The sequence below is a fragment of the Rhodococcus sp. IEGM1428 genome (genome assembly GCF_050321865.1).
In the GTDB taxonomy this organism is placed as follows: domain Bacteria; phylum Actinomycetota; class Actinomycetes; order Mycobacteriales; family Mycobacteriaceae; genus Rhodococcoides.
Genome location: NZ_JBNQFW010000002.1, coordinates 728,665 through 754,362, shown reverse-complemented (window position 1 = coordinate 754,362; position 25,698 = coordinate 728,665). Strand labels below are relative to the sequence as shown.

Sequence of the window (25,698 nt, the reverse complement as noted above, 5' to 3'; positions counted from 1 at the left end):
AGTGGCAATGCAATTGATCGAATGCCCGTGGTGCGGGAGTCGAGAAGAGACCGAGTTCCACTACGGCGGCCAGGCGCACATCGCCTATCCCGAGGAGCCCTCGGCCCTCACCGACGAACAGTGGGCGCACTTCGTGTTCTTCCGCGACAACCCCAAGGGGCTCTTCGCCGAACGGTGGAGCCACAGCGCGGGCTGCAGGCGTTGGTTCAACGCAGTACGAGACACCGCCACCTACCGAATACACAGTGTCTATCGCCTCGACGACCCGAAGCCGGTGAACCCATGACCGCATTCCGCACCGCATCCGGCGGCCGCATCGACCGCACGAGCACCTTCGACTTCACGTTCGGCGGTTCGGCTCTGCAGGGACATCCCGGCGATACGCTGGCATCCGCGTTGCTCGCCAACGGCATTCATCAGGTCACCACCAGCATCAAGCTCGGCAGGCCCCGTGGATTCACCGCCGCATGGGCCGAGGACACCGGCGGACTCGTGCAGATCGAGGAGCCGTTCCCCGAGCCCATGCTGCTCGCCACCACGATCGAGCTGTACGACGGTCTGGTCGCCCGCGGCATACCCGGACAGGGGCGTCTCGCCGAGATCTCCGACTCCGCCAAGTACGACGCCATGCACGCGCACGCCGATCTGTTGGTCGTCGGGGCCGGACCGGCCGGTCTGACGGCCGCTCTGGTCGCTGCCCGCACCGGCGCTCGGGTGATCGTCGTCGACGATCAGAGCGAGTTCGGCGGCTCCCTGCTCGGCTCAGACGACGTCATCGACGGCCGGCCGGCCCTGGACTGGGTAGCCGACGCGGTGACCGAGTTGTCGACCTTCCCCGACGTGACACTGCTGCGCCGCACCACCGCGTTCGGTTCCTACGACGACGGCTTCGTGCTCGCCCTCGAGCGGCGCACCGATCACCTGGGATTGGAAGCGCCTGCAGCGCTGAGCCGTCAGCGCGTCTGGCGCATTCGATCGCGTCACATCCTGGTGGCCACCGGTGCCCACGAACGTCCGGTCGTCTTCACCGACAACGACCGTCCCGGAATCATGCTGGCGCACAGCGCACGTACGTTCCTGCATCGCTACGGCGTCACGGTGGGCACCGAAGCCGTGGTCTTCACCACCAACGACAGCGCGTACAAGGCAGCCGTCGATCTGCACGACGCAGGGGTCCGCATCGCGAGCATCGTCGATGCCCGCTCCGCGGCACCGGAACACTGGCTCGGCCTGTGCCGCGAGCGCGGCATCGAGGTACGCACCGGGAGCGTCGTGTCCGGCACCCGCGGCGACACCCGCGTCACCCATGCACTGGTGACCGATGCCGACGGTGCGACCGACACTCTCGGCTGCGACGTACTGCTCGTCAGTGGCGGCTGGAACCCCGCGGTGCACCTGTTCAGCCAGGCCCGCGGAAAGCTGCGCTACGACGGCGAACTCGGAGCATTCGTGCCCGCCGACGACGTCGAGGGCATCAGTGTCGCCGGATCGGCATCGGGGGTCTTCGATCTGGCCGGATGCCTACGCGACGGTGGCTCGGCCGCGGCAGGCGCACTGACCCGTCTCGGTTTCGATGTGCCCGAAACCTCGCTTCCCGTGATCGATTCCGTGCCCAGCAGCGAGTCGCTGGTGCTGTGGCGGGTGCGCGACGACGCAGGTGTCGACAGCCAGTTCGTCGACGTACAGCGTGACGCGACCGTGGCCGATCTGGTCCGCGCCGTCGGTGCGGGCATGTCGTCGATGGAACACATCAAGCGCTACACCACGATCGGCACCGCACACGATCAGGGCAAGACCTCCGGTGTGGTGTCCTCGGGCATCGTGGCGGAACTGCTCGACAAGCCGGTGGAGAACCTGGGCACCACCACGTTCCGACCCCCGTACACCCCGGTGGCGTTCGCAGCGTTGGCCGGACGTAATCGCGGCATGGCATTCGACCCGGAACGGGTTACTGCAGTCCATGATTGGCATGTCGAGCGCGGTGCGGTCTTCGAGGACGTCGGCCAGTGGAAGCGACCCCGCTACTACCCACTTCCCGGCGAGGAGATGCACGACGCCGTACTCCGCGAGTGTGCGGCCGTGCGTTCGGGCGTCGGCATGCTCGACGGTTCGACCCTGGGCAAGATCGACGTCCAGGGCCCCGACGCCGGTGTGGTGCTGGACATGTTCTACACGAACATGATGAGCAACCTGAAGGTCGGCATGGTTCGGTACGGCGTGATGTGCGGTACCGACGGCATGGTGATCGACGACGGCACCGTGATGCGGTTGGCGGACGACCAATTTCAGGTGTTCACCACCACCGGTGGCGCAGCAGGAATGCTCGACTGGATGGAGGAATGGCTGCAGACCGAGTGGCCGCACCTCGCGGTTCGGCTGACGTCGGTGACCGAGCAGTGGGCCACGTTCCCCGTCGTCGGACCGCGCTCTCGCGACCTCGTCGGCGAAATCTTCCCCGAGCTCGACGTGTCCAACGAGGCGTTCCCGTTCATGGCCTGGCGAGATGCCTCGGTCAACGGAGTGCCGGTACGCGTGGCGCGCATCAGCTTCTCCGGAGAACTCGCCTTCGAGGTGAACATCGATTCCTGGCACGCCCACGCACTGTGGTCGCGGCTGATCGATGCGGGCGAAAAGTACGGCATCACCCCGTACGGCACCGAGACCATGCACGTGCTGCGGGCCGAGAAGGGCTACCCGATCGTCGGCCAGGACACCGACGGCACCGTCACCCCGCAGGATCTCGGCATGAGCTGGGCGGTATCGAAGAAGAAGCTCGACTTCATCGGAAAGCGCTCGTTCGACCGTGCCGAGAACCGGAACCCGTTGCGCAAGCAGTTCGTCGGGCTGCTGCCCGTCGATCGGGAGACCGTCCTACCGGAGGGCTCGCAGATCATCGAGCACTCCGAGAGCGGCGTCCTCCCCGAGCTTCCGGTACCGATGCTCGGCCACGTCACGTCGAGTTACGCCAGCGCAGAATTGGGCAGGCCGTTCGGGCTGGCCCTGCTCGAAGCCGGACGTGACCGACTCGGCGACATCCTGCACGTCCCGGTGGGCGACACCCTGATCGCCGTGGAAGTCACCGGCTCCGTACTCGTCGACCCGGAAGGTAACCGCCGTGATGGCTGACCGACTCGCCGCCAGAAGCCCACTCGCAGCGACAGTCCTGCCGGACTCGCCCGCTGTGCGCATCGTGGAGGAGCCGTTCCTCGCCGGGATCGACCTGTGGATCGACCCGAACGGACCGGGCGGTGCCGCCGCCTCGGCCGAGCTCGGCACCGAACTCCCCGGACCCGGCCGCGTCGCCGAGGGCACGAACACCACGGCGATCTGGCTCGGCCCCGAGGAGTGGCTGGTGATCGGAGCGGGCATCGATCCGGTCGAGCTCGAACAGCGCCTCGGCTCGGCCGTACGCGCGCACCGAGGCGCGGCAACCGACGTGTCCGCTCAGCGAACCAGTCTGCGTCTGAGCGGTTCTCGGGCGCGTGAGGTTCTTGCGAAGGGCTGCTCGATCGACCTGCATCCCACCGTCTTCACGGCAGGTTCGACTGTCCAGACGATGCTGGCGATGGCAGGCATGATCCTCATCGCGTGTGACGACACGGGGACGGACTATCGCATCCTCGTACGCTCTTCGTTCGCACGCTATCTCGCAGCCTGGTTGACCGACGCGGCCGAGGAATACACCGTCGTCGGCTGATTCGGACCGCAGGACCCGCGCGAGAGAAAAGGTGATCGCAGTGCTCACGACCGTCTCCACAGCAACACGGGCAGCCGATGCCCGCGACCGACTGCTGACTCGACTGACCACCTCACATCCCGTCGTCTGCGGGATCGTCAACGTGACCCCGGATTCGTTCTCCGACGGAGGGCTGTTTCTGGACGCGGATCATGCTGTGGCACATGCACTGTCGATGGTCGACGACGGCGCCGAGTTGCTCGACATCGGCGGTGAGTCCACCCGGCCGGGGGCTACACCACCCACCGCCCGGGAGGAGATCGCCCGAGTCGTGCCGGTGATCGACGCACTGTCGAGACGTACGTCGACACCGCTGTCGGTCGATACCTCACGACCCGAGGTGATGCGGGAGGCGGTGCGCGCCGGGGCGAGTGTCATCAACGACGTTCGCGCCCTTCGCCTTCCCGGTGCACTCGACGCAGCAGCCGAGCTGGGTGCCGCCGTGTGTCTGACGCATATGCAGGGTGAGCCGGCAACGATGCAGCACTGCCCTCGCTACGGCGATGTCACGGTAGAGGTGTGCGAATTTCTCGAAAACCGGGCTGCCGAATGCATCCGGGCCGGGATACCGCCGTACCGCATTCTGGTCGATCCCGGCTTTGGATTCGGCAAGACCCTCGAGCACAATCTGCACCTGCTGCAGGGCCTTCGGGCGCTCACCGCGGCCGGGCGACCGATCATGGCGGGTGTGTCACGGAAGGGCATGATCGGTGCCATCACCGGCCGAGAGGTCGACGGCCGACTAGCCGGATCACTTGCCGCCGCGATCATTGCGGCCCAGAACGGGGCGTCACTCCTACGGGTCCACGACGTCGCAGCCACCATCGACGCACTGGCCGTGATGCGGGCAGTGCGTTCACTCGACTCGATTCCAGGTCAATCCACGAAGAATGCCGAGGCCACCTCATGACCGCAGCCCTTTCCTCTGCTCGCAGACTCTTCAGCACCGAGCACGGCTGGATGGCCGTCGACCCGTTCGGCTCACCTGCGCAGACGCCGAGCCGAGTGGGTGTGACACCTGCCGCGCTCGACGACTCATCCGACATTCTCGGCGTCGACCTGCCGACGGTACGTACCGTGCTCACCGCGGGCGAGGCCTGCGGCACCATCCGTACGTCCGCTGGGTCGGTCACGGTGTTCGCCCCGGCGAGCGGCATGGTCACCATCGTGAATCCTGTGGTGCTCGAGGATCCGTCGATCGTGGCCGCAGACCCACTCGGTGCCGGCTGGCTGTTCGCCGTCCTGACCCCTGCTGCCTCGTCGTTCGAAGACCTCGCCACGCGCGAGCCCACCGACGCAGTTGGCGTGCAATCATGACGATCAGCGTGTTCGACCTCTTCTCCGTCGGGGTCGGACCCTCGAGTTCGCACACGGTCGGTCCGATGCGTGCGGCCGCTCGGTTCGTCGACGACCTGCGCACCATGTGTGCCTTCGAAGACGTCCGTGAGGTGGCCGTGGACCTGTACGGTTCGCTGGCCGCGACCGGAGCGGGACACGGCACCATGACCGCGGTGCTCCTCGGCTTGGAAGGGCTTCTGCCCGAATCCATTTCCACCGAGATGATGGAACAGCGGCAAGCATCGATGGCAGCCACGGGGCGCATCCTTTTCGGCGGTACCCGCGAGATCGACCTCGCGGTGGACGACATCGTGCTGCGCCCGCTGACGGTCTTGCCGTTCCACCCCAACGGGATGAAGCTGACTGCTCGCGCCTCGGATTCGACCGAACTGCACACCGAGACCTACTTCTCGGTCGGTGGCGGATTCGTGGTGACCGAGGCCGAAAGCGTCCAGGCCGTCGCGCCACTCGCCTCCGCTAACGGATTCGCGTCGGCCAAGGAGCTGCTCCAGCTCTGTGAACGGCGACGCTGCAGCATCAGCGACGTCATGACCGAGGTCGAGCTCGAACGCCGCACGCTCGACGAGATACGAGATGGGCTGCTGCACATCCGCGACGTCATGGTCGAGTGCGAGGTTCGCGGCATCTCCCGCGACGGCTATCTCCCGGGCGCGCTCGAAGTGCGACGCCGAGCCAGGGACTGGTTTCTCCGACTCGATGCCGAGGATCCGCACCGCTCGAGCGAATTCGCCGAGGACTGGGTCAATCTCGTCGCGCTCGCGGTCAACGAGGAGAACGCGTCGGGCGGCCGAATCGTGACAGCCCCCACCAACGGCGCGGCCGGCATCATCCCGGCCGTGCTGCACTACGCCACTCGCTACACCGTCAACGGAGTCGCCGACCCCGACGGCAGCACGGTGCGCTTTCTGCTCACTGCAGGCGCGATTGGATCGCTCTACAAGGAGATGGCCTCGATCTCCGGTGCCGAGGTGGGCTGCCAGGGCGAGGTGGGTTCGGCAGCATCGATGGCCGCAGCAGGTCTGGCCGAGGTACTGGGCGGCACACCCGAACAGGTGGAGAACGCCGCCGAGATCGCGATGGAACACAGCCTCGGCCTCACGTGCGACCCCATCGGCGGGCTGGTGCAGATTCCGTGCATCGAGCGCAACGCCATCTCGGCCGGCAAGGCGATCAATGCAGCTCGAATGGCGTTGCGCGGTAACGGCACTCATCGCGTCAGCCTGGACCAGGTGATCGAGACCATGCGCTCCACAGGCGCAGACATGCACTCGAAGTACAAGGAGACCTCCAGCGGCGGTCTCGCGATCAACGTGCCGGTCAATTTCGTGGAATGTTAGAGCGTGGAGTGCTAGAGGGACAACCTCACGCCACATGACGAGGGGCCCGTACCGAATCGGTACGGGCCCCTCGTGTGTGTCGGCTCAGCTGAAGATGACCGTCCGGTGTCCGTGCAGCAGGACGCGATTCTCGCAGTGCCAGCGGACCGCGCGCGAGAGTGCAAGTGCCTCGGCGTCCTGTCCGACGGTGGCCAGACGAGACGGATCGTGAGTGTGGTCGATACGGATCACCTGCTGCTCGATGATCGGGCCCTCGTCCAGGTCGGGGGTGACGTAGTGCGCCGTCGCACCGACCTGCTTGACGCCCCGGTCGAAGGCCTGGTGGTAGGGCTTCGCGCCCTTGAAGCCGGGCAGGAAGGAGTGGTGGATGTTGATTGCCTTGCCGTGCAACGCCCGACACGTCTCGTCGGAGAGCACCTGCATGTACCGGGCCAGCACCACCAGGTCCACCTCGTACTCGGCGACGAGGTCCAGCAAACGCTGCTCGGCCTCGGCCTTGGTACCCGGGGTGACGGGAACGTGGACGAACGGCAGCCCGGCGGCCTCGGCCATCGGCCGCAGCACTTCGTGGTTGCTGACCACGGCCACCAGTTCTCCGCCGAGATTCTTTGAACGCCAGCGGAAGATGAGGTCGTTGAGGCAGTGCCCCATCTTGGAGACCATGACGAGCACGCGCGGCTGACTGCAGCCGTTGAAGGTGTACATCATCGCGAATCGCTCGGCCACCTCGCGGAAGCTCTCGGTCAGCTTCTCGATGTCGGTGGTGCCGCTGGCCACGAACGACGTGCGAAGGAAGAACGAGCCGTCCGTCGAGTCGTCGAACTGTTGATGTTCGGCGATGTCGCAGTCGTTGTCGAAGAGGAACGCACTGACGGCCCGGACGATGCCCGGCCGCTGTCCGCAGCTGAGCGTGAGGGTGAAGTTCTCGGTCATCGAATCTCCTGGTACTGGTGGGTCGTCAGCTGCGGATCTTGGCCATCTCGGGGTCGACAAGCGGCTCGGCCACGACGGTGGCGGACACGAGCCGATCGAAGTATCGAATCTCAACTGCTGCACCGGGTTCAGCGCTTCCGGCCGGAACCCAGGCGTAGGCGATCGGCGCACCGACGGTGTGCCCGAACGAGGCGCTGGTGATGTAGCCGGCGGGTTCGCCGTCCACCAGGACCGGCTCGTGGCCGAGTACCACCGACGTGCCGTCGTCGATCTTCAGGCAGACCAACTTCTTGGAGACGGTGTCGTCGGACATCTCGAGTACGGCGTCGCGGCCGCGGAATTCACCCTTCTGGGGGCGCACTGCGAAGCCGAGGCCTGCCTCGTAGGGATTGTGCTCGGTGGTCATGTCAGAGCCCCATGACCGGTAGCCCTTCTCCATGCGCAGGCTGTTGAACGCAGCGCGCCCGCCGGCGATGATGCCGAACTCGGACCCAGCCTGCCACAACATGTCCCACAGTCGCTGACCGTAATCGGCTGTGGTGTACAGCTCCCAACCCAGCTCGCCCACGTACGACAACCGCATCGCAGTGACGGGCACTCCCCCGATCCGAACCTGCTTGCAGCGGAAGTACTTGAAGTTCTCGTTGGAGAAGTCGTCCTGGGTCAGTTTTTCGACGACCTCGCGGGCGTGCGGACCCCAGAGACCGATGCAGCACGTGGATCCGGTGATGTCGTCGACGGTGACGCTGCCGTCGCTCGGCGCTTCGCGGCGCAGGTAGTCGAAGTCGAGATTGCCGTTGGCACCGACCTGAAATTCATCGGCCGACAACCGAGCGACGGTGAGATCGCTTCGTACGCCGCCCTTCTCGTCGAGAGCGAGTGTGTACGTGACGGCCCCGACCGTCTTGTCCATCTTGCCAGACGTCAGTCTTTCCAGCAGCGCCAGCGCACCGGTGCCGCGCACGCGCAGCCGCTTGAGCGGGGTCATGTCGTACATGGCGACGGATGTACGGGTCTTCCACGCCTCGGCCGCGGCGATGGGCGAGTGGAACATCGACGCCCACTCGTCGCGCTCGGGCGGCTGCCACTCGACAGGAAGCTGTTGCACCAGATCGGCATTGGCCTCGTACCAGTGCGGGCGTTCCCACCCGCCACCTTCGAGGAACACGGCACCGAGTTGATGCTGCCGCGCGTTGAAGGGGCTGACCCGAACGTCACGCGGGGACAACCGCGGCTGCGAGGGATGCAGCACGTCGTAGATCTCGACGAAGTTCTGCTGCGAGGTTTCGCTGACGTACGAGGGATCGAGCTGGAAATCCTCGAAGCGGTTGACGTCGCATCCGTGCAGCTCGACCTCGGAGCGTCCGTCGACCAGCAACTGTGCGATGGCCCGGCCGACTCCGGCCGAATGCGTCACCCACACGGCCTCGGCGATCCAGAAGCCCTTGACGTCCGGGGATTCGCCGAGCAGCGGTCCGCCGTCGGGGGTGAACGAGAAGACTCCGTTGAAGCCGTGGTCGATCTTGGCGGTCTCGAGGCAGGGCAACAGCAGCTTGGACTGCTCCCACGACGGGGCGAAATCCTCCTGCGTGAAGTCGAGCATGGACGGCATGGCCTCGTCGGACACTCTGTCTCCGCCGGGCAGGGTCTTGGTGTCGACGGGCATCGGGCGGTGCGCGTAGCTGCCGATGCCGAGACGGTCGACATGCTCGCGGAAGTACAGGTCCTGATCCTGGTGGCGAAGGATGGGCATGCCCGCCTCGGCCGCTTCGGTGTTGCGTCCCACCAGTTCCGGGATCTGGTCGGTCTTGGCGTACTGGTGCGCCAGCGGCAGCAGCGGCACCTTCATGCCGACCAGCTCGCCCACATCGGGGCCCCAGAAGCCGGCGCAGGAGACCACGATGTCGGCTTCGATCACGCCGTGATCGGTCGCCACACCGGTGACTCGACCACCCGTCTGTTCGATGCCGATGACCTTGGTGGAACCGCGGAATACGGCTCCGCGGGATTCTGCGCGTCGGGTCAGGGCCACAACGGCGCGGGACGCCTTGGCAAGACCGTCCGTCTCGACGTAGAGACCACCGAGAACACGCGAACGATCCAGCAGCGGATGCAGTTTGGCGCATTCGGACGGATCGATGACCGATCCTTCGATTCCCCAGGACGTGGCCCAACCCTGCTTGCGGTGCAGGTCGGCCAGTCGCTCCTCGGTGGTCGCCACCTCGAGGCCACCGAGCTGGTTGAAGCACCACTGCCCGTCCACCTCGAGGCCCATGAACTTCTCGACCGTGTACCGGGCGAGTTCGGTCATCGTCTTGGATGCATTGGTCTGGAACACCAGACCCGGTGCGTGCGAGGTGGATCCACCCGTGAGAGGGAGCGGCCCCTGATCCAGCACGGTGATGCGATCCCAACCACGCGCGGTGAGCTCGTCGGCCACGTTGGTACCGACGATGCCGGCGCCGATGATGACAACTCTCGGTGAACCCATGGTGGTCCTTCCGTATCGGGGTGGAGAGATGGAGCTCGGCCGAAGCGATGGACGGCCTGCACGACAACTAACCATAGATTGATATATCAAGAGTATGGGCAGGGCTGGTCGAGGTCAACCCCCGAAATACCGTTGGTGCGGGACGCGTATGGACGCGTCCCGCACCGACGGCTCACTTCACTTGTCGGACTTGACTTTCGGCGGAGCCTTGGGGTTCTTGACGATGAACGGGTCGTTCGTGACGTCCTTGTACAGCGAGACACACGTTCCGATCATCACCAGCACGAACGGTGCCGCCACGATGATGGTCATCGTTTGCAACCCATTGAGGGCGTCCGATCCTCCCGTCCACAGCATCAGGATCGCGATGCCGCCGGTGACCACACCCCAGAAGGCGACTACCCCACGGGACGGATCCAGGGTGCCTCTTTGCGACAGGGTGCCCATCACGATCGAGGCGGCATCGGCCCCACTGACGAAGAAGATGCCGACCAACACCATCACCAATACAGAGGAGATGCCGGCCAACGGAAAGTGGTCGAGAACCGCGAACAGCTGCGACTCCGGCTTACCGAGGGCCACCAGGTCTTCGGTCCCCTTCTGCTGCTCCCCGATTGCCGCTCCGCCGAAGATCGAGAACCAGACCAAGCTCACCGACGTCGGAATCAGGATGACGCCGATGACGAACTGGCGGATAGTGCGGCCACGACTGATGCGAGCGAGGAACATTCCGACGAAGGGGGTCCACGAGATCCACCATGCCCAGTAGAAGATCGTCCAGGACGAGAGCCAGGACTCGGTCTCGGGACCACCGGATGCCGCCGAACGCGCCGACATGCCGGCGATGTGCGCGGCGTAGTCACCGAGGGTGGTGGGCAACAGGTTCAGGATCAGCACCGTGGGTCCGAGGACGAACACGAACACCGCGAGCAGCAGGGCCAACACCATGTTGATGTTGGAGAGCCACTGAATTCCCTTGGAAATTCCGGAGACTGCCGAAGCCACGAATGCGAGCGTCAGGATGGCGACGACGGCGACGAGCAGAAGAGTCCCCGCTTGGTTGACCCAGCCGAGAACCTCGATACCGGAACCGATCTGGAGTGCACCGAGACCGAGGGATGCCGCGGTCCCGAACATCGTGGCGAAGATCGCCAGAATGTCGATGACCTTGCCGATAGGGCCCTCGGCGTGACGACCGATCAGCGGGATGAACGAGGAACTGATGAGCTGCTTGCGATCCATCCGGTACGTGCCGTAGGCGATGGACAATCCGACCACGGCGTACATCGACCACGGGTGCAACCCCCAGTGGAAGATGGCCGTCGAAAGCGCCGTTCCCACAGTCGAATCGGTGATTCCGGGCGGCGGGGTGACGAAGTGGGTGAGCGGCTCGGCCACTCCCCAGAAGATCAAGCCGATTCCCATGCCGGCGCTGAACATCATCGCTATCCAGCTGACGGTGTTGAATTCGGGCTTCTCGCCGTCTTTGCCCAGCGGAATCTTTCCGTACCGACTGAGCGCGAGCCAGATCGCGAAGATCACGAAGCCGGTGGCCGAGAAGATGAACAGCCATCCGACGTTCGTCACCACCCAGTCGAGTACGGACGCGTTGACGGACTTCATGTTCTCGGTGCCGAGGATGCCCCACGCCAGAATCGCGATCACGATGGCGGCGGTGATACCGAACACCACCTTGTCTGTGCGCGGCTTGCCCTCCTCTCCGTGGTGATAGACCTCGAGGGGGCCGTACTGATGAGGGGCATGTTTCTCGGGTGACGCGACCCGAGTTTTGTCGCCCCGAGGTTTGCTGTTCGTTGTCACATCGTTCTCCCTCCGGCTCTCGCCGAATAGGTATGTCGCCCGTGCACGCAGCATGGATGGTCGGATAGGTGCGCGACGCGTTGCTCTCTGCGCAACTTCGATTTGCCTGAACTCGAACAAGACTGGGCCGACCCGAGGTCTATGTCAAGAGATGACAACGTGCTTCCATGCATTCCGCGCCGCAAGTGCCCACCACGTATGGCCATTGACCTGCGCACACTCGAGCCGCGACGCGAAAGGCGAGCCGAATCCGATACTCGCAATTAACATTGGATACTGACCGGTAACTGATATATTAACTCGATTCCAAGACTCGCAGCCGCATCGAATGTCGCTGTTCCACCCGATCCCAGGAGTATCAACCATGCCGCAGCAGGTCCGCGCCGTCGTCGCCAAGAGCAAGGGCGCACCCGTCTCCATCGAGACGATCACCATTCCCGATCCCGGCCCCAACGAGGTCGTCGTGAAGATCGCAGCCTGCGGGGTGTGCCACACCGACCTGCATTACCGCGAAGGTGGCATCAACGACGAATTCCCGTTCCTGCTCGGACACGAAGCCGCCGGCATCGTCGAGACCGTCGGCGACCGCGTCGAGCACGTCGAGGTAGGCGACTTCGTCGTCCTGAACTGGCGCGCCGTGTGTGGGGAATGCCGGGCCTGCAAACGCGGCACCCCGTGGTACTGCTTCGACACCCACAACGCCGCGCAGAAGATGACCCTCGACGACGGCACCGAGCTGACCCCTGCCTTGGGGATCGGTGCGTTCGCCGAGAAGACCCTCGTCCACGAAGGACAGTGCACCAAGGTCGCCGCTGACGCCGATCCCGCGGTCGTCGGGCTGCTCGGCTGTGGGGTGATGGCCGGGCTCGGGGCGGCGATGAACACCGGCCACGTCTCACGTGGGGATTCGGTCGCGGTGATCGGCTGCGGCGGTGTCGGTGATGCCGCGATCGCGGGAGCGCGTCTGGCGGGGGCGTCGACGATCATCGCGGTCGATCGTGACAAGGGAAAACTCGACTGGGCCCTCGAACTCGGAGCCACCCATACCGTCGACTCCTCGATGGTCGACGCCGTCGAGGCCGTCCAAGAGTTGACCGGGGGTTTCGGTGCCGATGTGGTCATCGACGCCGTCGGCCGCCCCGAAACCTGGAAGCAAGCGTTCTACGCGCGGGATCTGGCCGGCACCGTCGTTCTCGTCGGGGTGCCGACCCCGGAGATGACCCTCGAGATGCCGTTGATCGACTTCTTCTCCCGCGGCGGATCGCTGAAGTCGTCTTGGTACGGCGACTGCCTGCCCGAACGCGACTTCCCGCAGTTGGTGGATCTGTATCAGCAGGGCCGGTTGCCGCTCGAGAAGTTCGTGACCGAGCGGATCGGCATCGAGGACGTCGAGGCCGCGTTCGACAAGATGCATCAGGGCACCGTGCTGCGGTCGGTGGTGGTCCTGTGAGCGGGATGTTTCGTGTCCAGAACGTCGTCACGTCGGGAACGTTCAGCCTCGACGGCGGCACCTGGGATGTCGAGAACAACATCTGGCTGATCGGCGACGACGACGAGGTGGTGATCGTCGACGCCGCCCACACCGCTGCACCGATCATCGACGCCGTCGCCGGCCGCACGGTCGAAGCCGTCATCTGCACGCACGGACACAACGACCACGTCACCGTCGCACCCGAGCTCGCCGACTCCCTGGATGCGCCGATTCTGCTGCATCCCGCCGACGACATGCTGTGGGAGCAGACCCACCCCGGGGTCGGTCACTCGCTTCTCGAGGACGGCCAGCGCGTCACCGTTGCGGGAACCGACATCGTGGCGCTGCACACGCCCGGTCATTCACCTGGATCCACCTGTTTGTACCTGCCCGAAGCGGGGGAGTTGTTCAGCGGCGACACCTTGTTCTCCGGCGGTCCGGGAGCCACCGGACGGTCGTTCTCGGATTTCCCGACCATCATCGGGTCGATCCGCGACCGCTTGTTCGCGCTGCCCGCCGACACCCGAGTCAACACCGGACACGGTGACGGAACCCGTATCGGCGACGAGGCACCACACCTCGAGGAATGGATCGCCCGCGGCAGCTGAGTGCGCTGATATATCAAAGTCGGCAGTTCCTACTCATTGGTAGTGCAGACTCGGCGCTGCGCACAGCCCAGACGGCCACTGTGCGCACCGCCGGGCCGGTGCCACCTCGCACCGGACGAACAGGTCCTTGCACGCGCTAACCACGTGTTCAGCTGGCAGAACGTGCGGTTTGTCCGAATCGAGTTACATCATGTTTCGCAGGGGTGAAAAGTGCCGTCTCCTATTGACACGATCTTGTGTCGATGTTCACACTGTTGTTGCGAGAAGTAAGACGTGTTCCGCATAGCGATACAGAAAGGATCCGAATGCTCAAGGTGTGTCCCCTGGCCGACCTCCCGGGCGGCGAAGCTCTGCGCGTCGACACGACCCCTCCTGTGGCGGTGTTCCACACCGAGGACGGCGAGCTGTTCGCGATCGATGACACCTGTACGCATCAGGACGCGTCGCTCGCGGACGGATGGCTGGAAGGGTGCGCGGTCGAATGCCCCCTGCACGCGTCCACCTTCGATCTGCGCACCGGCGCCGTCGACGCTCCGCCCGCGAAACTGCCGGTTCGCACTCACACCGTTGTCGTCGACGACGGCGTGATCTACATCGAGCTGAGCACCGCGACCCCCAATCTTCCGCCCGATGTTCGCGGCCGGCTGGCCGCCGAGGGACATTCATGAAGAGCGTCACCATCGTCGGAGCCTCCCTGGCCGGCCTGTGCTCGGCGCGGGCCCTTCGGGCGGCCGGGTTCGACGGCTCGCTCACCATCGTCGGTGCCGAGAGCCACCGACCGTACGACCGTCCTCCCCTGTCGAAGGAGTACCTCGCCGGCGACGTGGACGCCAGCACGCTCGCACTCGAGCCCGACGACGAAAACCTCGACGCCACCTGGATTCTGGGACGTAGCGCCACCGCACTCGATCCATCGCGTCGCACCGTCACCCTCGACGACGGTGCCGAACTGACGTCCGACGGCGTCGTCCTGGCCACCGGCTCGCGCGCGCGATCGCTTCCCGGTACCGATCACCTCGCCGGTGTGCACGTGTTGCGTACGATCGACGACGCCGACCGGCTGCGCGCAGAACTCGAGCCCGGCGCGCGTCTGGTCGTCATCGGCGCAGGCTTCATCGGAGCCGAAGTAGCCTCCACGGCAAGGAAATTGGGCCTCGACGTCACCGTCGTCGAAGCCGCCCCGTCACCGCTCGCCGGGCCACTCGGCGCGAGGCTGGGTAGTGCGGTGGGCAATTTGCACCGCGACAACGGCACCACGTTGATCTGCGGAATCGCCGTTGACGGACTTACCGGCACCGACCGAGTGACGGGCGTTCGGCTCGCGGACGGTCGAGTTCTCGACGCCGACGTTGTGGTCGTCGGTATCGGCGGCATTCCGAACATCGATTGGCTCGGCACCAGCGGACTCGCACTCGGCAACGGAATCCTGTGTGACGGTGGCGGCGCGACTGCCGTGCCCGGAGTGGTCGCCGTCGGCGACTGCGCCGCATGGCTCGATTCGTCCGGTGCCCATCGGCGCGTCGAGCACTGGGCCGGGGCGTCCGAACGACCCACCGTCGCAGTGGCCACCCTGCTCTCGGGTAGCTACGGCGGCCAACACGTCAAACCTCCGTATTTCTGGTCCGATCAGTACGGGTCGCGTATTCAGTTCGCCGGCACTGCCGGACCGGACAGTGAATGCACCATCGAAGAGGGTTCACCCGAGCTCGGGAGCTTCCTCGCCGTCTACCGATCCGACGGACTTCCGGTCGGCGTACTCGGTGTCAATCAGGTTCGTCTGTTCACCCGCTGGCGCCGTCAGCTCTCGGCCCCCGCTCGCGCGGTCTGACCACACCCAGGCTGCTGTTCCACTCGTCGTATTCCACTATCCCAGTTGACGTCTCGTCACCGATCCGCAAGATCGGCCACGTACGGAGGACCCCTTGACCACCATTCCAGACACCACGCCGCCCGCAACCTACCTTCCCCTTCCCGAGAGTTTGATCTCCACCCTCCCCGGTCGCTATTACACCGATCCGGCCATCTTCGAGCTCGAGCAGGAGAAGATCTTCGAGGAGCTGTGGATCTGCGCGGTCCGTGCCGCGGATCTGGACAAGCCCGGTGCCTTCCGTACCGTGCAGATCGGCCGCGAGAGCGTGATCGTGACGCGCACCCGGACGGGGGCCATCAAGGCCTACCTCAACGTCTGCGCGCACCGCGGTGCGCGAATCTGCATGGAGGACAATGGCGAAGTCAAACGATCGTTCCAATGTCCGTACCACGCTTGGACATACGACCTCGACGGAAAGCTCATCGCAGCACCGAATCTCACCAAGATGCCCGACATCGACCGGGTTCGCTACGGCCTGTCGTCGGTGTCCGTCGAGGAATGGCTCGGATACGTCTGGGTCAATCTCAGCGACAATCCGGCGTCCTTCGATACCACTGTGGTGCAGGACATCCGCGATCGACTCGGCGACGTCGAGTCGATCGATCGCTACAAGATCGAGGACCTCGGCCTCGGCAGGCGCGTGAGCTACGACGTCAAGGCCAACTGGAAGCTCATCATCGAGAACTTCATGGAGTGCTACCACTGCGCCACCATCCACCCCGAGCTGACCGAGGTGCTACCGGAATTCGCCGACGGTTATGCCGCCCAGTACTACGTGGGCCACGGAGCCGAATTCGGGGAATCGGTCAAGGGATTCACGCTCGACGGTTCAGAGGGACACGACTCCATTCCTGGAATCGCACCCGAACAGGACAGGCGTTACTACGCCATCACCGTCAGGCCGCAGGTATTCGTCAACCTCGTCCCGGATCACGTGATCATCCACCGCATGTATCCGCTCGCGGCCGATCGCACTCTGGTGGAATGCGATTGGCTGTACCTGCCCGGCGTCGTTGCCTCGGGACGGGATCTGCAGAAATCGGTGGAGTTGTTCCACCGCGTCAACCTGCAGGACTTCGAGGCGTGCGAGCGCTGCCAGCCCGCCATGAGCTCCCGCAAGTACCGCGACGGCGGAGTGCTGGTGGGCAGCGAACACCACATCGGCTTCTTCCACGACTGGTTGAAGAACCGCATCGAGGCCTGACCGACCCTGCCCCGAGCTCGGTGCCGATAGGATCGGTGACCATGAGTGTCGAGGTCGCGTCGCCGGGCACCCCCGGATCGTCGGGGGTGCCGGGCGAACAGGGTGCGACGATGGCTGACGTCGCCTACTCGGCTATACGCGACAAGCTGATCATGCTGGCGATCAAGCCAGGTGAGGCCGTCGTCGAGTCGGCGTTGTCCGTCGAGCTGGGCGTCGGCCGTACACCGGTGCGGGAAGCTCTGAAACGGCTCGAGTACGAGCGCCTGGTGATATCGCATGCCCGCCGCGGCACCTTCGCAACCTCTATCGACGTCGCCGATCTGGGAGACATCTCCGAGATTCGCCAGCGCCTCGAACCCCTGGCGGCAGCGAAGGCGGCCACCGCGGCCACGGCGACCCAGCGTCAAGTTCTGTTGGGCATGGCCGACCGCACCGAGAAATTCGAGGCCGCGCCGCCGAGCCAACACGACCTGATCAAGTGGGACGCCGAGGTTCACCGCACCGTGTACCGGCTGGCGGCGAACCCGGTTCTCGAAGACGCCTTGATTCGCTACAACAATCTGGCCACGCGAATCTTCTGGTTGTTCATGGATCGTCTGCCGCCGCTCGCCGATCACGTGGGTACCCATACCGCGCTGCTCCGAGCGATCGCGGCCGGGGAAGCCGAGGATGCTGCGGCGGTTGCCCGAGCCCATGTGACCGAGTTCGACGACGCGGTTCGCGCCGTCATCTAGACGTCACTGCCCGAGGGTGCGTACCACCGGGTAGGTGTCCGGTACGTATAGTCCAGGGGGTGGCAACCGACGATTCGACACGTGCCCCCGAGGGTGGCGTCCAATCCGTCGACCGCGCATTTCGAGTGCTCGAGGTCGTAGCGCGACTCGGGGAGGCCGGCGTGAGCGCCATCGCCACCGAGATCGGTGTCCACAAGTCCACGGTGTCGAGGCTGCTTGCGTCGCTCGAAGAACACGACATGGTGATGCAGACGCACAATCGCGGCAAGTACCGGCTCAGCCTCGGTGTACTGCGGCTCGCCGCCGCCGTACCCGAGCGCCTGGAGATCACCGAATACGGCCACGCCGTCTGTGAACGCCTCGCAGGCAAGCTCGGCGAGACAGTGAATATCGCTGTGCTGCGGGCCAATACGGCCATACACCTGGATCAGGCCCGCGGTCCCAGTTCGGTCGGCACCCACAACTGGATCGGGGAACAGACTCCTCTGCACGCCACCGCCAGCGGCAAGGTGTTGCTCGCCGCACTGGATGCCGACACCCGCAAGACGGTCGTCGACTCACTCGACCTCCACCGATACACCGAGCACACCCTCACCACCAAAACCGCTCTGACCGCCGAACTCGATGCCGCGGTGTCCCTCGGGTATGCAGTGGTCGTCGAAGAGTACGAGACCGGACTCAATGCCATCGCAGCGCCGGTTCTCGACTACACCGGTAAGACGACGGCGGCACTGAGCGTCTCCGGCCCGGTGTATCGCTTCGACGAAACCCGAATGCGTGCCATCGTCCCGGACGTACTGGCTGCCACGGCCGAAATCAGCGAGAAGATGGGCTACCGCGAGTCGTTCATCCCCTCGGCCTGAGCGGCTTCCGCACACTCCACCACGTTCGTGAGCAGCATTGCCCGCGTCATCGGACCGACGCCGCCTGTCGCTCCACTGAGCCGCCCCGCGATCTGCTCGACGCCGGGGTGCACGTCACCGAGAATGCCCTCGACGGTGCGGGTGATTCCTACCGACAGCACCGTTGCCCCGGCACTGATCCAATCCGGTTGCACCAGATGCGCAACACCTGCAGCGGCGATGACAACATCGGCGGCCCTGGTGTGCGCGGCGGTGTCCACGGTTGCTTCGTGACACATCGTGACCGTCGCGTGTTCGCTTCGCCGGGTGAGCATCAACCCGAGCGGACGCCCGACCGTGATCCCGCACCCGATGATGCAGAAGCGTGCGCCGGTGATCGGAACATCATGGTGGCGAAGCAGTTCCAATATCCCGCGCGGCGTGCACGGCAACGGCCCGTCCATGCCGAGCACGAGCCGACCCAGGTTGGTCGGATGCAGCCCGTCGGCGTCCTTGCGTGGATCGATCAGTTCGATCACCCGATGGGTGTCGATGTGCGGGGGAAGCGGCAACTGGACGATGAAGCCAGTGCACTCGGGGTCGTCGTTGAGCGCGTGCACCGCGTCTTCGATCTCCTGCTGGGTCGCGGTCGCGGGCAATCGCACCTGAATCGAATGCAGCCCCACCTCGGCACAGTCGCGATGCTTCGCTGCGACGTAGGAACGACTACCCGGATCGTCGCCCACCAGAATCGTACCGAGACCGGGCCGAATCCCCTGGCGGGCGAGCCGTTCCACGCGATGTCGCAGATCGTCCTTGACGATCGCGCTGACCGCCGTCCCGTCGATCTTGAGCGCTGTGGTCATACTGTGATTCCTCGGTTCGGCAGGCCGCTGCGGTTCTGATATATCAACTGTCGGTCAGGTTACGGCGCGTCGCCGCAGTCGGTCAAGAGCCGCGATGCGGGAGGGTCGAGCCATGGAGCCCCTGCAGCCGATGCGGCCGGTCGACGTGCAGCGGGACGAGCGAGAGTCTGCACCACACTGGAAGGTGTGGGGTGCGCGCATCCTCCTTGTGGGACTTGTTCTGACGGCGGTTCTGGTCGAGGACGGACAGTCCTGGTTGGCCGTGGCAGGGGTATGCACGGCAGCGATAGGCGCGGCGCTGACTGTTGCGTCGACGCGACGAACAATGCGAGAGAACGCGGGCCGGCGAATTCCCTGGCTCGGTCGGCCGCCGATCGAACCCCGGCAAGTAGACCTACTAGAGACCTTCGGATTTCCGATGGTCGTTTTCGGTGTCGCAGTGGCCGCGAAGAGCGCATCAGTGTCGTGGTTCATCGCATTGCCGATCGTCTGCATCGGCGCTGTCGCGGTGCCCCTCGCGGGGCACACATGGCACAACTACCGCGTCCGGAGGGATCAGCCCAAGGTCTGATGCCTGGTCAGATGCGAAGTTCGACGTACAGGCCGTGTTCGGATGCCGTATGGATCGGATATCGATTGTCGTACTGCGTCGGGTCGACCTGAGCGTCCGGGTACGCACGCAAGAATGCGGTGACGAAAACGGCGATCATCGACAACGCGAACGACTTCCCCGGGCACGACCTCGGACCCTTGCCGAACGGCATCACCTTTGCCGAATCGACAACTGCACCATGCGCGTTCAGTAGCCGTGCCGGATCGAACGTGGGCCCACTCAGGGCATGAACTGCATGAATGTTCGGCATTATCAGCGTGTTTCGATGAAGCCGCACCACGCGGTCACCGACCTTCAGATCGAAATCCTCCGTGACTCGGCCGTTGAAGACCGATCCTGGTGTGTCGACCCGCAGTGCCTCCATCACGCACGCCCGCACCACCGCCGATGCGCCCGCAGATTCTGGGGCAACCGCGCCGACTTGGGTCTTCCAGATCGAATTCACTGGGGCCAGTAAGTGTTTCAAGGTCGCGAGCACCGCGGTACGGGTGGTATCCACGGCGGCCACGAACGACGTCGCGGTGTCGTCACGGATGACGCCGGTGGAGAACCCGGAGTCACTGTGCAGCCGCGCGAGGTGACCCGCGACGGTCGAATCCGGTGGGTGAGCCGACATCTGCAGCATGTGCTGCTGCAGCGCGCGTGTGTTCGCACGCATCAGGCGTTGCTCGCGCGTCAACGGCAGGTGCTGCAGCCTCGGCTCGACCCTCATCGCGTAGGTGTTCGCGAACTTCCGCAACCGCAGAAAGTTCTCGTACAGCGCCTCCGCGAAAGGGAGGCTGCACTCGCGTCCCTCCCGGTCGACGTACCGGACCGGCGCGAACGCTGCCTCACCCCACACAGCCTCGGCCACTGCCTCCCGGACACACACCGTGACGACCGGACGCAGATCGAGACCGATTTCACCGGAGTCGACCGGTAGATGGCGGTCCAACGCACGCACGGTGACCTCGAGCGCGTCGCTCGAACCGGTTGCCACCACGAGGTTTCTCTTGCGTTCCTTGAAATCGGCTCGCGTCGACGACGCGAAAGTGACGGCCTCGGGGCTCAGCTGTCCGAACGAATGACGCGCCGCAGTATCTCGGTCGATGTGAACGCCCGCGACCTTGGGATTGACTATCGCGTCGATCGCCCGCCGGGACAGCGCATACAACTGCACGCGACTGCCCCGCCACGTGCCGATGAAATCCGAGGTGCCGTCGCCGATGAAAAGATGGTCACGGGTCAACTTGTGTTCGATGGCCCCTGAGACCCCGAATTCGGCAGACAGGGGCAGCGCCCCACCCTCGAAGTGAATCCCCTGCCGAATGTAACTGGAGCGCTGCGCGAACACCGAGCTCACGTCATCACGGCTCCTCGACAATCACTCCTGCCGCCACTCGGCTGCTTCGGCCAGCTTAATCGCGGGTCGAGCGGCGCAAGGAGGATCGGAGAGAGTATTTCGGCGATACTGGAAACCATGATTCGCAACGTGGTTGTCGGACGCCTCCGTGCCTCGACCGATTCCGAGCAGGCCGACGCAGATGCGGCACAACTTCGGGACGGTCTCGCCGGAATCGCGGCGTTGAACCTGCCCGGCCTGCTCATGCACCACAGCGGCATCGATCTCGCACTGCGCGAGGGCGGTTGGAGCTTCGCTATCACCAACGACTGGCTCGACGCCGACAGCTACCGCGTCTACGACCTCGACGCCGAACACAATGTTCACCGTGCCCGAATCGCCGAGGTCTGTGACCACATTGCTCGAGTGCAGTTCGAAATGTGAGCGAGCCGAGCCTCCGGATCTACATCTCCCGCTATGCGAGATCCAAGGCAAGTGCTCGGTGGTCGGACACCTCTGGTTTCGCGACGATCTCGAAACTTCGCACTGCAGTCGGATCGGACACCAACAGATAGCTGGCGCTTCGAACTCGTTTCGTATAACTGGACGCTCGCGTGTCTGCTTCTCCCACCAGGTCGGTCATTCCGTGCTCGGCCAGCAGTGTGAACGTCTTGCTCGACGGCAGCAGGTTCAGGTCGCCGCAGAGCACCATGGCGTCGCTCGACGGGCGAACATGTTCGACGACCTCGACCATCTTCCGGGCCTGCTCCAGCCGAATGGGACTGTCGTCCTTGCCTGCTGGATCACGCAGACCGTGTAGTTGGATGACGGAGACGAACCTGTCGCCGACGCGATCGCGAACGGTCACCGTCAACGCGGCTCGTGGACGGTCGTCCACGTTCCACTCCGTGTGATCGACGAACCGTGAATGCACGAACCGCGCGTCGAGTCCGACGACAGGAAAGTCCTCACGCACCCAGGTCGCAATCCCGAAGTCCTGTCTCAGTTCCACGCCGTCGGCGTCGGTGACAGGTCCGGCGTCGTTGGCGACGAAATACGGGGTGTATCCGGGCAATGCGGCGGACACGTCGCCGAACAGATCGAGCCGCTGCGGCAGAATGCGCTCACCGTCGGCGAACGTTGCCCAGCCCGATCGATTCGGAGTACGAGTGACTTCCTGACAGCAAATGATCTCGGCATCAACGGATTTCAGCCATCCCACGAGTTCGTCGTACATGGCGCCGCCCCATGCATTGATCGAGATGATCTTCACAGCACGATGATGTCAGACGTGGCGTGACTCGCGCGCTTCATTTTCGTTTGCGACGAGTGGAAGCCTGACTCGACTGCCGGATGGACCGAAACGAGATAAGCCCTCGGTACGGGCCCGAAACAATCTCGCCTGACAGTAGTCCAGGCCGCTGTCGTCGGAACCGTCGCCGAGTCGCTATTACATTCCTGCTCAACGGCATTCGTGGAGACACCCTGCAATCGGTACCCGCGGGGCGCGTCGCCGACGCCGTCGGCCACCAGGGGGCTTTATCGGCACGATCGACGGTCTGATCGAGGGCATCGAGCTTTGTCATCGACCATCGCCGTTCCAAAGCCGACCCGGTATTCGTACGCGGGGCCCGAAACAGCAGGTGACAGGTTTCCGACGCCAAGAGCTGCAAGACGCAGGCTCCTTGCCGATGCTGTGGACTTTCGCCGGCGCTGACCGACGCGGTTCCCTTCTTGACCGGAAGACCGATCCCGATCGCCTCGGGCATTCCGACGTAGAACACGTACATCTCCGGTCGAGCAGACCACCGTGTGCACGCTCGATCGGTTCCACCGCCGGGCAACGGGTATCTACTATGGAGGCGGCGTCATCGTCTACCCGCGCTGACAGGTTCGATCGGCGCGTTCGCGCTGCACTCGATTGGAGACTCGGTGAAACGTAAGTCCGCTTCTCAGTCGATGTTCCGCGACGGTGCCGGAAGCCTGGCGTTGGTGGCGGGCATCGTGGCGGTCATCTGCGCATTCGTGCCGTTCGTCGGAGACTTCGTGACCATCCCGACCGGAATCGTCGCGGTGATCAGTGGCTGGATCGGTCTCGGCCGCGCGGTCGAGGGCGACGCGTCCAACGGTCGGGATGCAGTGATCGGTGCGGCGCTCGGTGGCGTCGGATTGTTCATCGTGTTTCTGACGTTTGCGGCATCGTCCATGTGATCTCAGGACCATTCGCGGCCGACGGCGAATTCAGTTGTTGCGGAGTCCCGGGGTCATCGCGATGTCGGTTACTTGTTGGACCGTCAGCACGCGATCGGCGGATACATCGACATGGCTGCCGTCGGTCGCGTATACCTCTACGCGACTTCCTTTTTCGGATGACCTGACATCGACGACGGTGCCGTCATTCAGTGTGCGGCGCTCATCGACGTACCCCGAAATACACGCCCCGACGGGTTGATCGGATGTCGACAGCGTCACGTTCACGTCGCCCACGGCCCCGCCCAGCGCGATTCGCCCATACGCAATGGCTCGGGTATCGAAGGTCAGCGGTGGGAACATCGCATCGGGCTCGACCGTGGTTCCAGCGGGCAGTGCCTGAATCAAGGCGGCGGATTTGGCCGCTGCGTCGAACCCCGCGGGGACAGAATCAGGGCCGGCAATTGCGTAATTGATTCTCTGCATATCCTCGGGCAGGAGGACCTCCTCGCAGCCGGGTATCGACACGGCGGGGGGTTGAGGATCGTGCAGTAGACCGGCAACTACGACGCCGGCTGCCACGGTGCCGACGATCACCGCAACTGTGGACCACACCGACTTCGGGTCACCTGGATTTGCCATCCTGTCAGTGTCCACTGCCGACGACGACCCGGCGAACCCTGACCGACGTCTCTCAGCGTCGCCCCCGACGGAAGGGGAATGTAACGAGCGATGACCGTCCGTCGACCTAGGGGCATGAAGATTCGACGGTTTGTCCGTTACTCGCCTGTCGCATTCGCTCTCTGTACAGCGGCCGCAGTGCTCAGCGCTCCCAGCGCCTCGGCCGAAGTAGTGAGTCTCGACATACTTCCCGGTCTGAGTTTCGGGCAGACCACGCCGTACGGGGTCGGATGCACGTACGTCGCCGTCGCTCGCACCGAACAGCTGGTCGAACCGCGCGTCGACATAGCTCCGTTGGATGCCGAGTCCGCGATGCCGATCGAGGACTTCGTATGGCAGTTCGATGGATACTTCAGCACCCCAGTCGTACTCGGGCACAAAGTGACTCTGTGGACACCTACCACCCCCGGTCAGCATTCATTGATGGCGTACCAAACGTCGGCCGGTGGCCCTGTTGCAACGGTGAACGTCAATCCAGCCACCCCGGCTGGGCCGCTGTGCTTCGTCGCGCCCTAGGTGTCGGCACCACCGCGTGTCAGCATCGAGTTCGATGACATGCGGGGGGCGAGGCAGGCTTATCGCCTGGACCGTTCGGCAAACCATGACGCCACCGCTCCGACCACGAACACGGATGCCGTCAGCATGATGTTCAGACACAGGCTGAAGCGGGAGTCGAATGCCCATTCTCGCGGAACCAGGTTCTCGACGTCGTAGAGGTTCGACACCAGACTCGCAGCTACCGCGACAGCTCCTACTGCCGTCAGTAGGAGTGATCTCAGACCGACACCCCACACCAGAACGGCCGCCGATAACGTCAGCAGGGGCACGAGCCCTCTGATGGTCAGATTGCCGAAGTAGAACAACAGTCCGCCCTGCAGCAGAACGATTGTCAGGACTGATGATCCGAGACTTGCAACGAGCCACAGCCGAACCTTCGATGTGATGCCTGATCTACGTTCGCTCCACCCGCAATAAACCGCGACAGCCCCGATGCACACCGGCACGGCAATCAGCCAGTACAGACTTGTTTCCGGTGCTGTGAGGAACGCAGATCCGCCCACCCACATCGGATCCGACACCGACTCACCGGCCTCGAACGGCTGCCGAACGTAGAACGGCACAGCACCGACGAAGAGCAGTGAGAGGAACAAGAGAGGGACGGCCAATCGCGGGACCACGGCTCTCGGCGAAGCGTCGGACTCACTCACGGCTGCCGGTCCACCCGATCGATCGCTCACGTTGCCTCCTCCAGGGATGACAACAAACCCTACGCCCGGTTTGTTTGGATTGTCCAGATCCCGGCCGGACCGGGGCCAATCCACGCAAACCAAAATGCCCCGAACCGCATCGCTGCAGTTCGGGGCATTTTTCCTGTGCGCCCGAAGGGATTCGAACCCCTAACCTCTTGATCCGTAGTCAAGTGCTCTATCCGTTGAGCTACGGGCGCATGTTCAGTTATCCAACTGGTCTAGCTGAACGGTAAAAATCTACCGTTCGTGGCGGAGGCGAGAGGATTTGAACCTCCGGTCCCGGTGAAAGGACAAGTCATTAGCAGTGACTCCCATTCGGCCGCTCTGGCACGCCTCCTAGGCTGCCGGCCCTCTCGGACCGCCGAGGAAAG

25 protein-coding genes and 2 tRNA genes are annotated in these 25,698 nt (G+C 64.4%); 17 read left to right on the top strand and 10 right to left on the bottom strand.

Annotated elements, in window-relative coordinates; all coding sequences use genetic code 11:
• Positions 1–7 precede the first annotated feature (7 nt).
• The 6 genes from ACQR3T_RS12125 to ACQR3T_RS12100 are packed head-to-tail and all read left to right on the top strand — an operon-like array spanning position 8 to position 6,432.
• Positions 8–286: a sarcosine oxidase subunit delta gene (locus ACQR3T_RS12125; RefSeq protein ID WP_032377699.1), complete on the top strand. Its 279-nt coding sequence runs from the start codon at positions 8–10 to the stop codon at positions 284–286.
• Positions 283–3,126, top strand: a complete 2,844-nt coding sequence (locus ACQR3T_RS12120) for a 2Fe-2S iron-sulfur cluster-binding protein (protein ID WP_428693565.1) — start codon at positions 283–285, stop codon at positions 3,124–3,126. The genes ACQR3T_RS12125 and ACQR3T_RS12120 overlap by 4 nt, the downstream gene beginning before the upstream one ends.
• Positions 3,119–3,697 carry a sarcosine oxidase subunit gamma gene (locus ACQR3T_RS12115; RefSeq protein WP_428693564.1) on the top strand — a complete coding sequence of 193 codons (579 nt, stop codon included), beginning with the start codon at positions 3,119–3,121 and terminating at the stop codon, positions 3,695–3,697. Before ACQR3T_RS12120 ends, ACQR3T_RS12115 begins: the two co-directional genes overlap by 8 nt.
• Positions 3,698–3,737: 40 nt before the next feature.
• Entirely contained in the window at positions 3,738–4,646 is a 909-nt protein-coding gene (gene folP, locus ACQR3T_RS12110) for a dihydropteroate synthase (protein WP_428693563.1), read from the top strand.
• On the top strand, positions 4,643–5,053 hold the full coding sequence (locus ACQR3T_RS12105; protein ID WP_428693562.1) for a glycine cleavage system protein H: 411 nt from the start codon (positions 4,643–4,645) through the stop codon (positions 5,051–5,053). Before folP ends, ACQR3T_RS12105 begins: the two co-directional genes overlap by 4 nt.
• Positions 5,050–6,432, top strand: coding sequence for an L-serine ammonia-lyase (locus ACQR3T_RS12100; RefSeq protein WP_428693561.1), 1,383 nt, complete (start codon positions 5,050–5,052; stop codon positions 6,430–6,432). The genes ACQR3T_RS12105 and ACQR3T_RS12100 overlap by 4 nt, the downstream gene beginning before the upstream one ends.
• 84 nt (positions 6,433–6,516) lie before the next feature.
• On the opposite strand, the gene purU is transcribed toward ACQR3T_RS12100, so the two are convergent.
• From purU to ACQR3T_RS12085, 3 genes are all read right to left on the bottom strand, one after another.
• Positions 6,517–7,365: a formyltetrahydrofolate deformylase gene (gene purU / locus ACQR3T_RS12095; protein ID WP_428693560.1), complete on the bottom strand. Its 849-nt coding sequence runs from the start codon at positions 7,363–7,365 to the stop codon at positions 6,517–6,519.
• Between the two features lie 25 nt (positions 7,366–7,390).
• The gene (locus ACQR3T_RS12090; protein ID WP_428693559.1) at positions 7,391–9,856 is read right to left on the bottom strand and encodes a GcvT family protein; all 2,466 of its coding nucleotides are present in this window, start codon (positions 9,854–9,856) and stop codon (positions 7,391–7,393) included.
• A 177-nt stretch (positions 9,857–10,033) separates the two neighbouring features.
• Positions 10,034–11,677 carry a BCCT family transporter gene (locus ACQR3T_RS12085; RefSeq protein WP_428693558.1) on the bottom strand — a complete coding sequence of 548 codons (1,644 nt, stop codon included), beginning with the start codon at positions 11,675–11,677 and terminating at the stop codon, positions 10,034–10,036.
• 364 nt (positions 11,678–12,041) lie between these two features.
• Here ACQR3T_RS12085 and ACQR3T_RS12080 point away from each other — a divergent pair, with 364 nt between their 5' ends.
• The 7 genes from ACQR3T_RS12080 to ACQR3T_RS12050 all read left to right on the top strand — a co-directional run bounded on the left by ACQR3T_RS12080 (position 12,042) and on the right by ACQR3T_RS12050 (position 18,427).
• Positions 12,042–13,127 carry an S-(hydroxymethyl)mycothiol dehydrogenase gene (locus ACQR3T_RS12080; RefSeq protein WP_428693557.1) on the top strand — a complete coding sequence of 362 codons (1,086 nt, stop codon included), beginning with the start codon at positions 12,042–12,044 and terminating at the stop codon, positions 13,125–13,127.
• Between the two features lie 5 nt (positions 13,128–13,132).
• The gene (locus ACQR3T_RS12075) at positions 13,133–13,756 is read left to right on the top strand and encodes an MBL fold metallo-hydrolase (protein ID WP_428693556.1); all 624 of its coding nucleotides are present in this window, start codon (positions 13,133–13,135) and stop codon (positions 13,754–13,756) included.
• A 305-nt stretch (positions 13,757–14,061) separates the two neighbouring features.
• Positions 14,062–14,424, top strand: coding sequence for a bifunctional 3-phenylpropionate/cinnamic acid dioxygenase ferredoxin subunit (locus ACQR3T_RS12070; RefSeq protein WP_032381125.1), 363 nt, complete (start codon positions 14,062–14,064; stop codon positions 14,422–14,424).
• The gene (locus ACQR3T_RS12065; protein WP_428693555.1) at positions 14,421–15,584 is read left to right on the top strand and encodes an NAD(P)/FAD-dependent oxidoreductase; all 1,164 of its coding nucleotides are present in this window, start codon (positions 14,421–14,423) and stop codon (positions 15,582–15,584) included. Before ACQR3T_RS12070 ends, ACQR3T_RS12065 begins: the two co-directional genes overlap by 4 nt.
• 94 nt (positions 15,585–15,678) lie before the next feature.
• Positions 15,679–16,830 (top strand): aromatic ring-hydroxylating oxygenase subunit alpha, encoded by a 1,152-nt coding sequence (locus ACQR3T_RS12060; protein WP_428693554.1) that lies wholly within the window; start codon positions 15,679–15,681, stop codon positions 16,828–16,830.
• Between the two features lie 41 nt (positions 16,831–16,871).
• Positions 16,872–17,564: a GntR family transcriptional regulator gene (locus ACQR3T_RS12055; RefSeq protein WP_428693553.1), complete on the top strand. Its 693-nt coding sequence runs from the start codon at positions 16,872–16,874 to the stop codon at positions 17,562–17,564.
• A gap of 59 nt (positions 17,565–17,623) precedes the next feature.
• Entirely contained in the window at positions 17,624–18,427 is an 804-nt protein-coding gene (locus tag ACQR3T_RS12050; RefSeq protein WP_428693552.1) for an IclR family transcriptional regulator, read from the top strand.
• Here ACQR3T_RS12050 and ACQR3T_RS12045 read toward each other — a convergent pair.
• Positions 18,397–19,272, bottom strand: coding sequence for a bifunctional methylenetetrahydrofolate dehydrogenase/methenyltetrahydrofolate cyclohydrolase (locus ACQR3T_RS12045; protein ID WP_032381123.1), 876 nt, complete (start codon positions 19,270–19,272; stop codon positions 18,397–18,399). The genes ACQR3T_RS12050 and ACQR3T_RS12045 overlap by 31 nt on opposite strands.
• Before the next feature lie 112 nt (positions 19,273–19,384).
• Here ACQR3T_RS12045 and ACQR3T_RS12040 point away from each other — a divergent pair, with 112 nt between their 5' ends.
• Positions 19,385–19,843 (top strand): hypothetical protein, encoded by a 459-nt coding sequence (locus ACQR3T_RS12040; protein ID WP_428693551.1) that lies wholly within the window; start codon positions 19,385–19,387, stop codon positions 19,841–19,843.
• A gap of 7 nt (positions 19,844–19,850) precedes the next feature.
• Here ACQR3T_RS12040 and ACQR3T_RS12035 read toward each other — a convergent pair whose 3' ends face one another.
• Positions 19,851–21,227: a cytochrome P450 gene (locus tag ACQR3T_RS12035; RefSeq protein WP_428693550.1), complete on the bottom strand. Its 1,377-nt coding sequence runs from the start codon at positions 21,225–21,227 to the stop codon at positions 19,851–19,853.
• Positions 21,228–21,344: 117 nt separating this feature from the next.
• Here ACQR3T_RS12035 and ACQR3T_RS12030 point away from each other — a divergent pair, with 117 nt between their 5' ends.
• Complete coding sequence (locus ACQR3T_RS12030) at positions 21,345–21,650, top strand: hypothetical protein (RefSeq protein ID WP_032405153.1); 306 nt, start codon at positions 21,345–21,347, stop codon at positions 21,648–21,650.
• Positions 21,651–21,681: 31 nt separating this feature from the next.
• On the opposite strand, the gene ACQR3T_RS12025 is transcribed toward ACQR3T_RS12030, so the two are convergent.
• Entirely contained in the window at positions 21,682–22,479 is a 798-nt protein-coding gene (locus tag ACQR3T_RS12025; RefSeq protein WP_428693549.1) for an endonuclease/exonuclease/phosphatase family protein, read from the bottom strand.
• A gap of 659 nt (positions 22,480–23,138) precedes the next feature.
• On the opposite strand from ACQR3T_RS12025, the gene ACQR3T_RS12020 reads away from it, so the two are divergent.
• Complete coding sequence (locus ACQR3T_RS12020; protein ID WP_256991104.1) at positions 23,139–23,417, top strand: hypothetical protein; 279 nt, start codon at positions 23,139–23,141, stop codon at positions 23,415–23,417.
• Positions 23,418–23,447: 30 nt separating this feature from the next.
• Here ACQR3T_RS12020 and ACQR3T_RS12015 read toward each other — a convergent pair whose 3' ends face one another.
• Entirely contained in the window at positions 23,448–24,038 is a 591-nt protein-coding gene (locus tag ACQR3T_RS12015) for a hypothetical protein (RefSeq protein WP_428693548.1), read from the bottom strand.
• Positions 24,039–24,152: 114 nt separating this feature from the next.
• Here ACQR3T_RS12015 and ACQR3T_RS12010 point away from each other — a divergent pair, with 114 nt between their 5' ends.
• Positions 24,153–24,593, top strand: coding sequence for a hypothetical protein (locus ACQR3T_RS12010; protein WP_094739385.1), 441 nt, complete (start codon positions 24,153–24,155; stop codon positions 24,591–24,593).
• Positions 24,594–24,652: 59 nt separating this feature from the next.
• Here ACQR3T_RS12010 and ACQR3T_RS12005 read toward each other — a convergent pair whose 3' ends face one another.
• The 3 genes from ACQR3T_RS12005 to ACQR3T_RS11995 form a co-directional block, all read right to left on the bottom strand.
• Positions 24,653–25,315 (bottom strand): hypothetical protein, encoded by a 663-nt coding sequence (locus ACQR3T_RS12005; protein ID WP_155291005.1) that lies wholly within the window; start codon positions 25,313–25,315, stop codon positions 24,653–24,655.
• A 136-nt stretch (positions 25,316–25,451) separates the two neighbouring features.
• Positions 25,452–25,524, bottom strand: a tRNA-Arg gene (locus ACQR3T_RS12000).
• A gap of 50 nt (positions 25,525–25,574) precedes the next feature.
• Positions 25,575–25,664 (bottom strand) — tRNA-Ser (locus ACQR3T_RS11995).
• Positions 25,665–25,698: the final 34 nt, after the last annotated feature.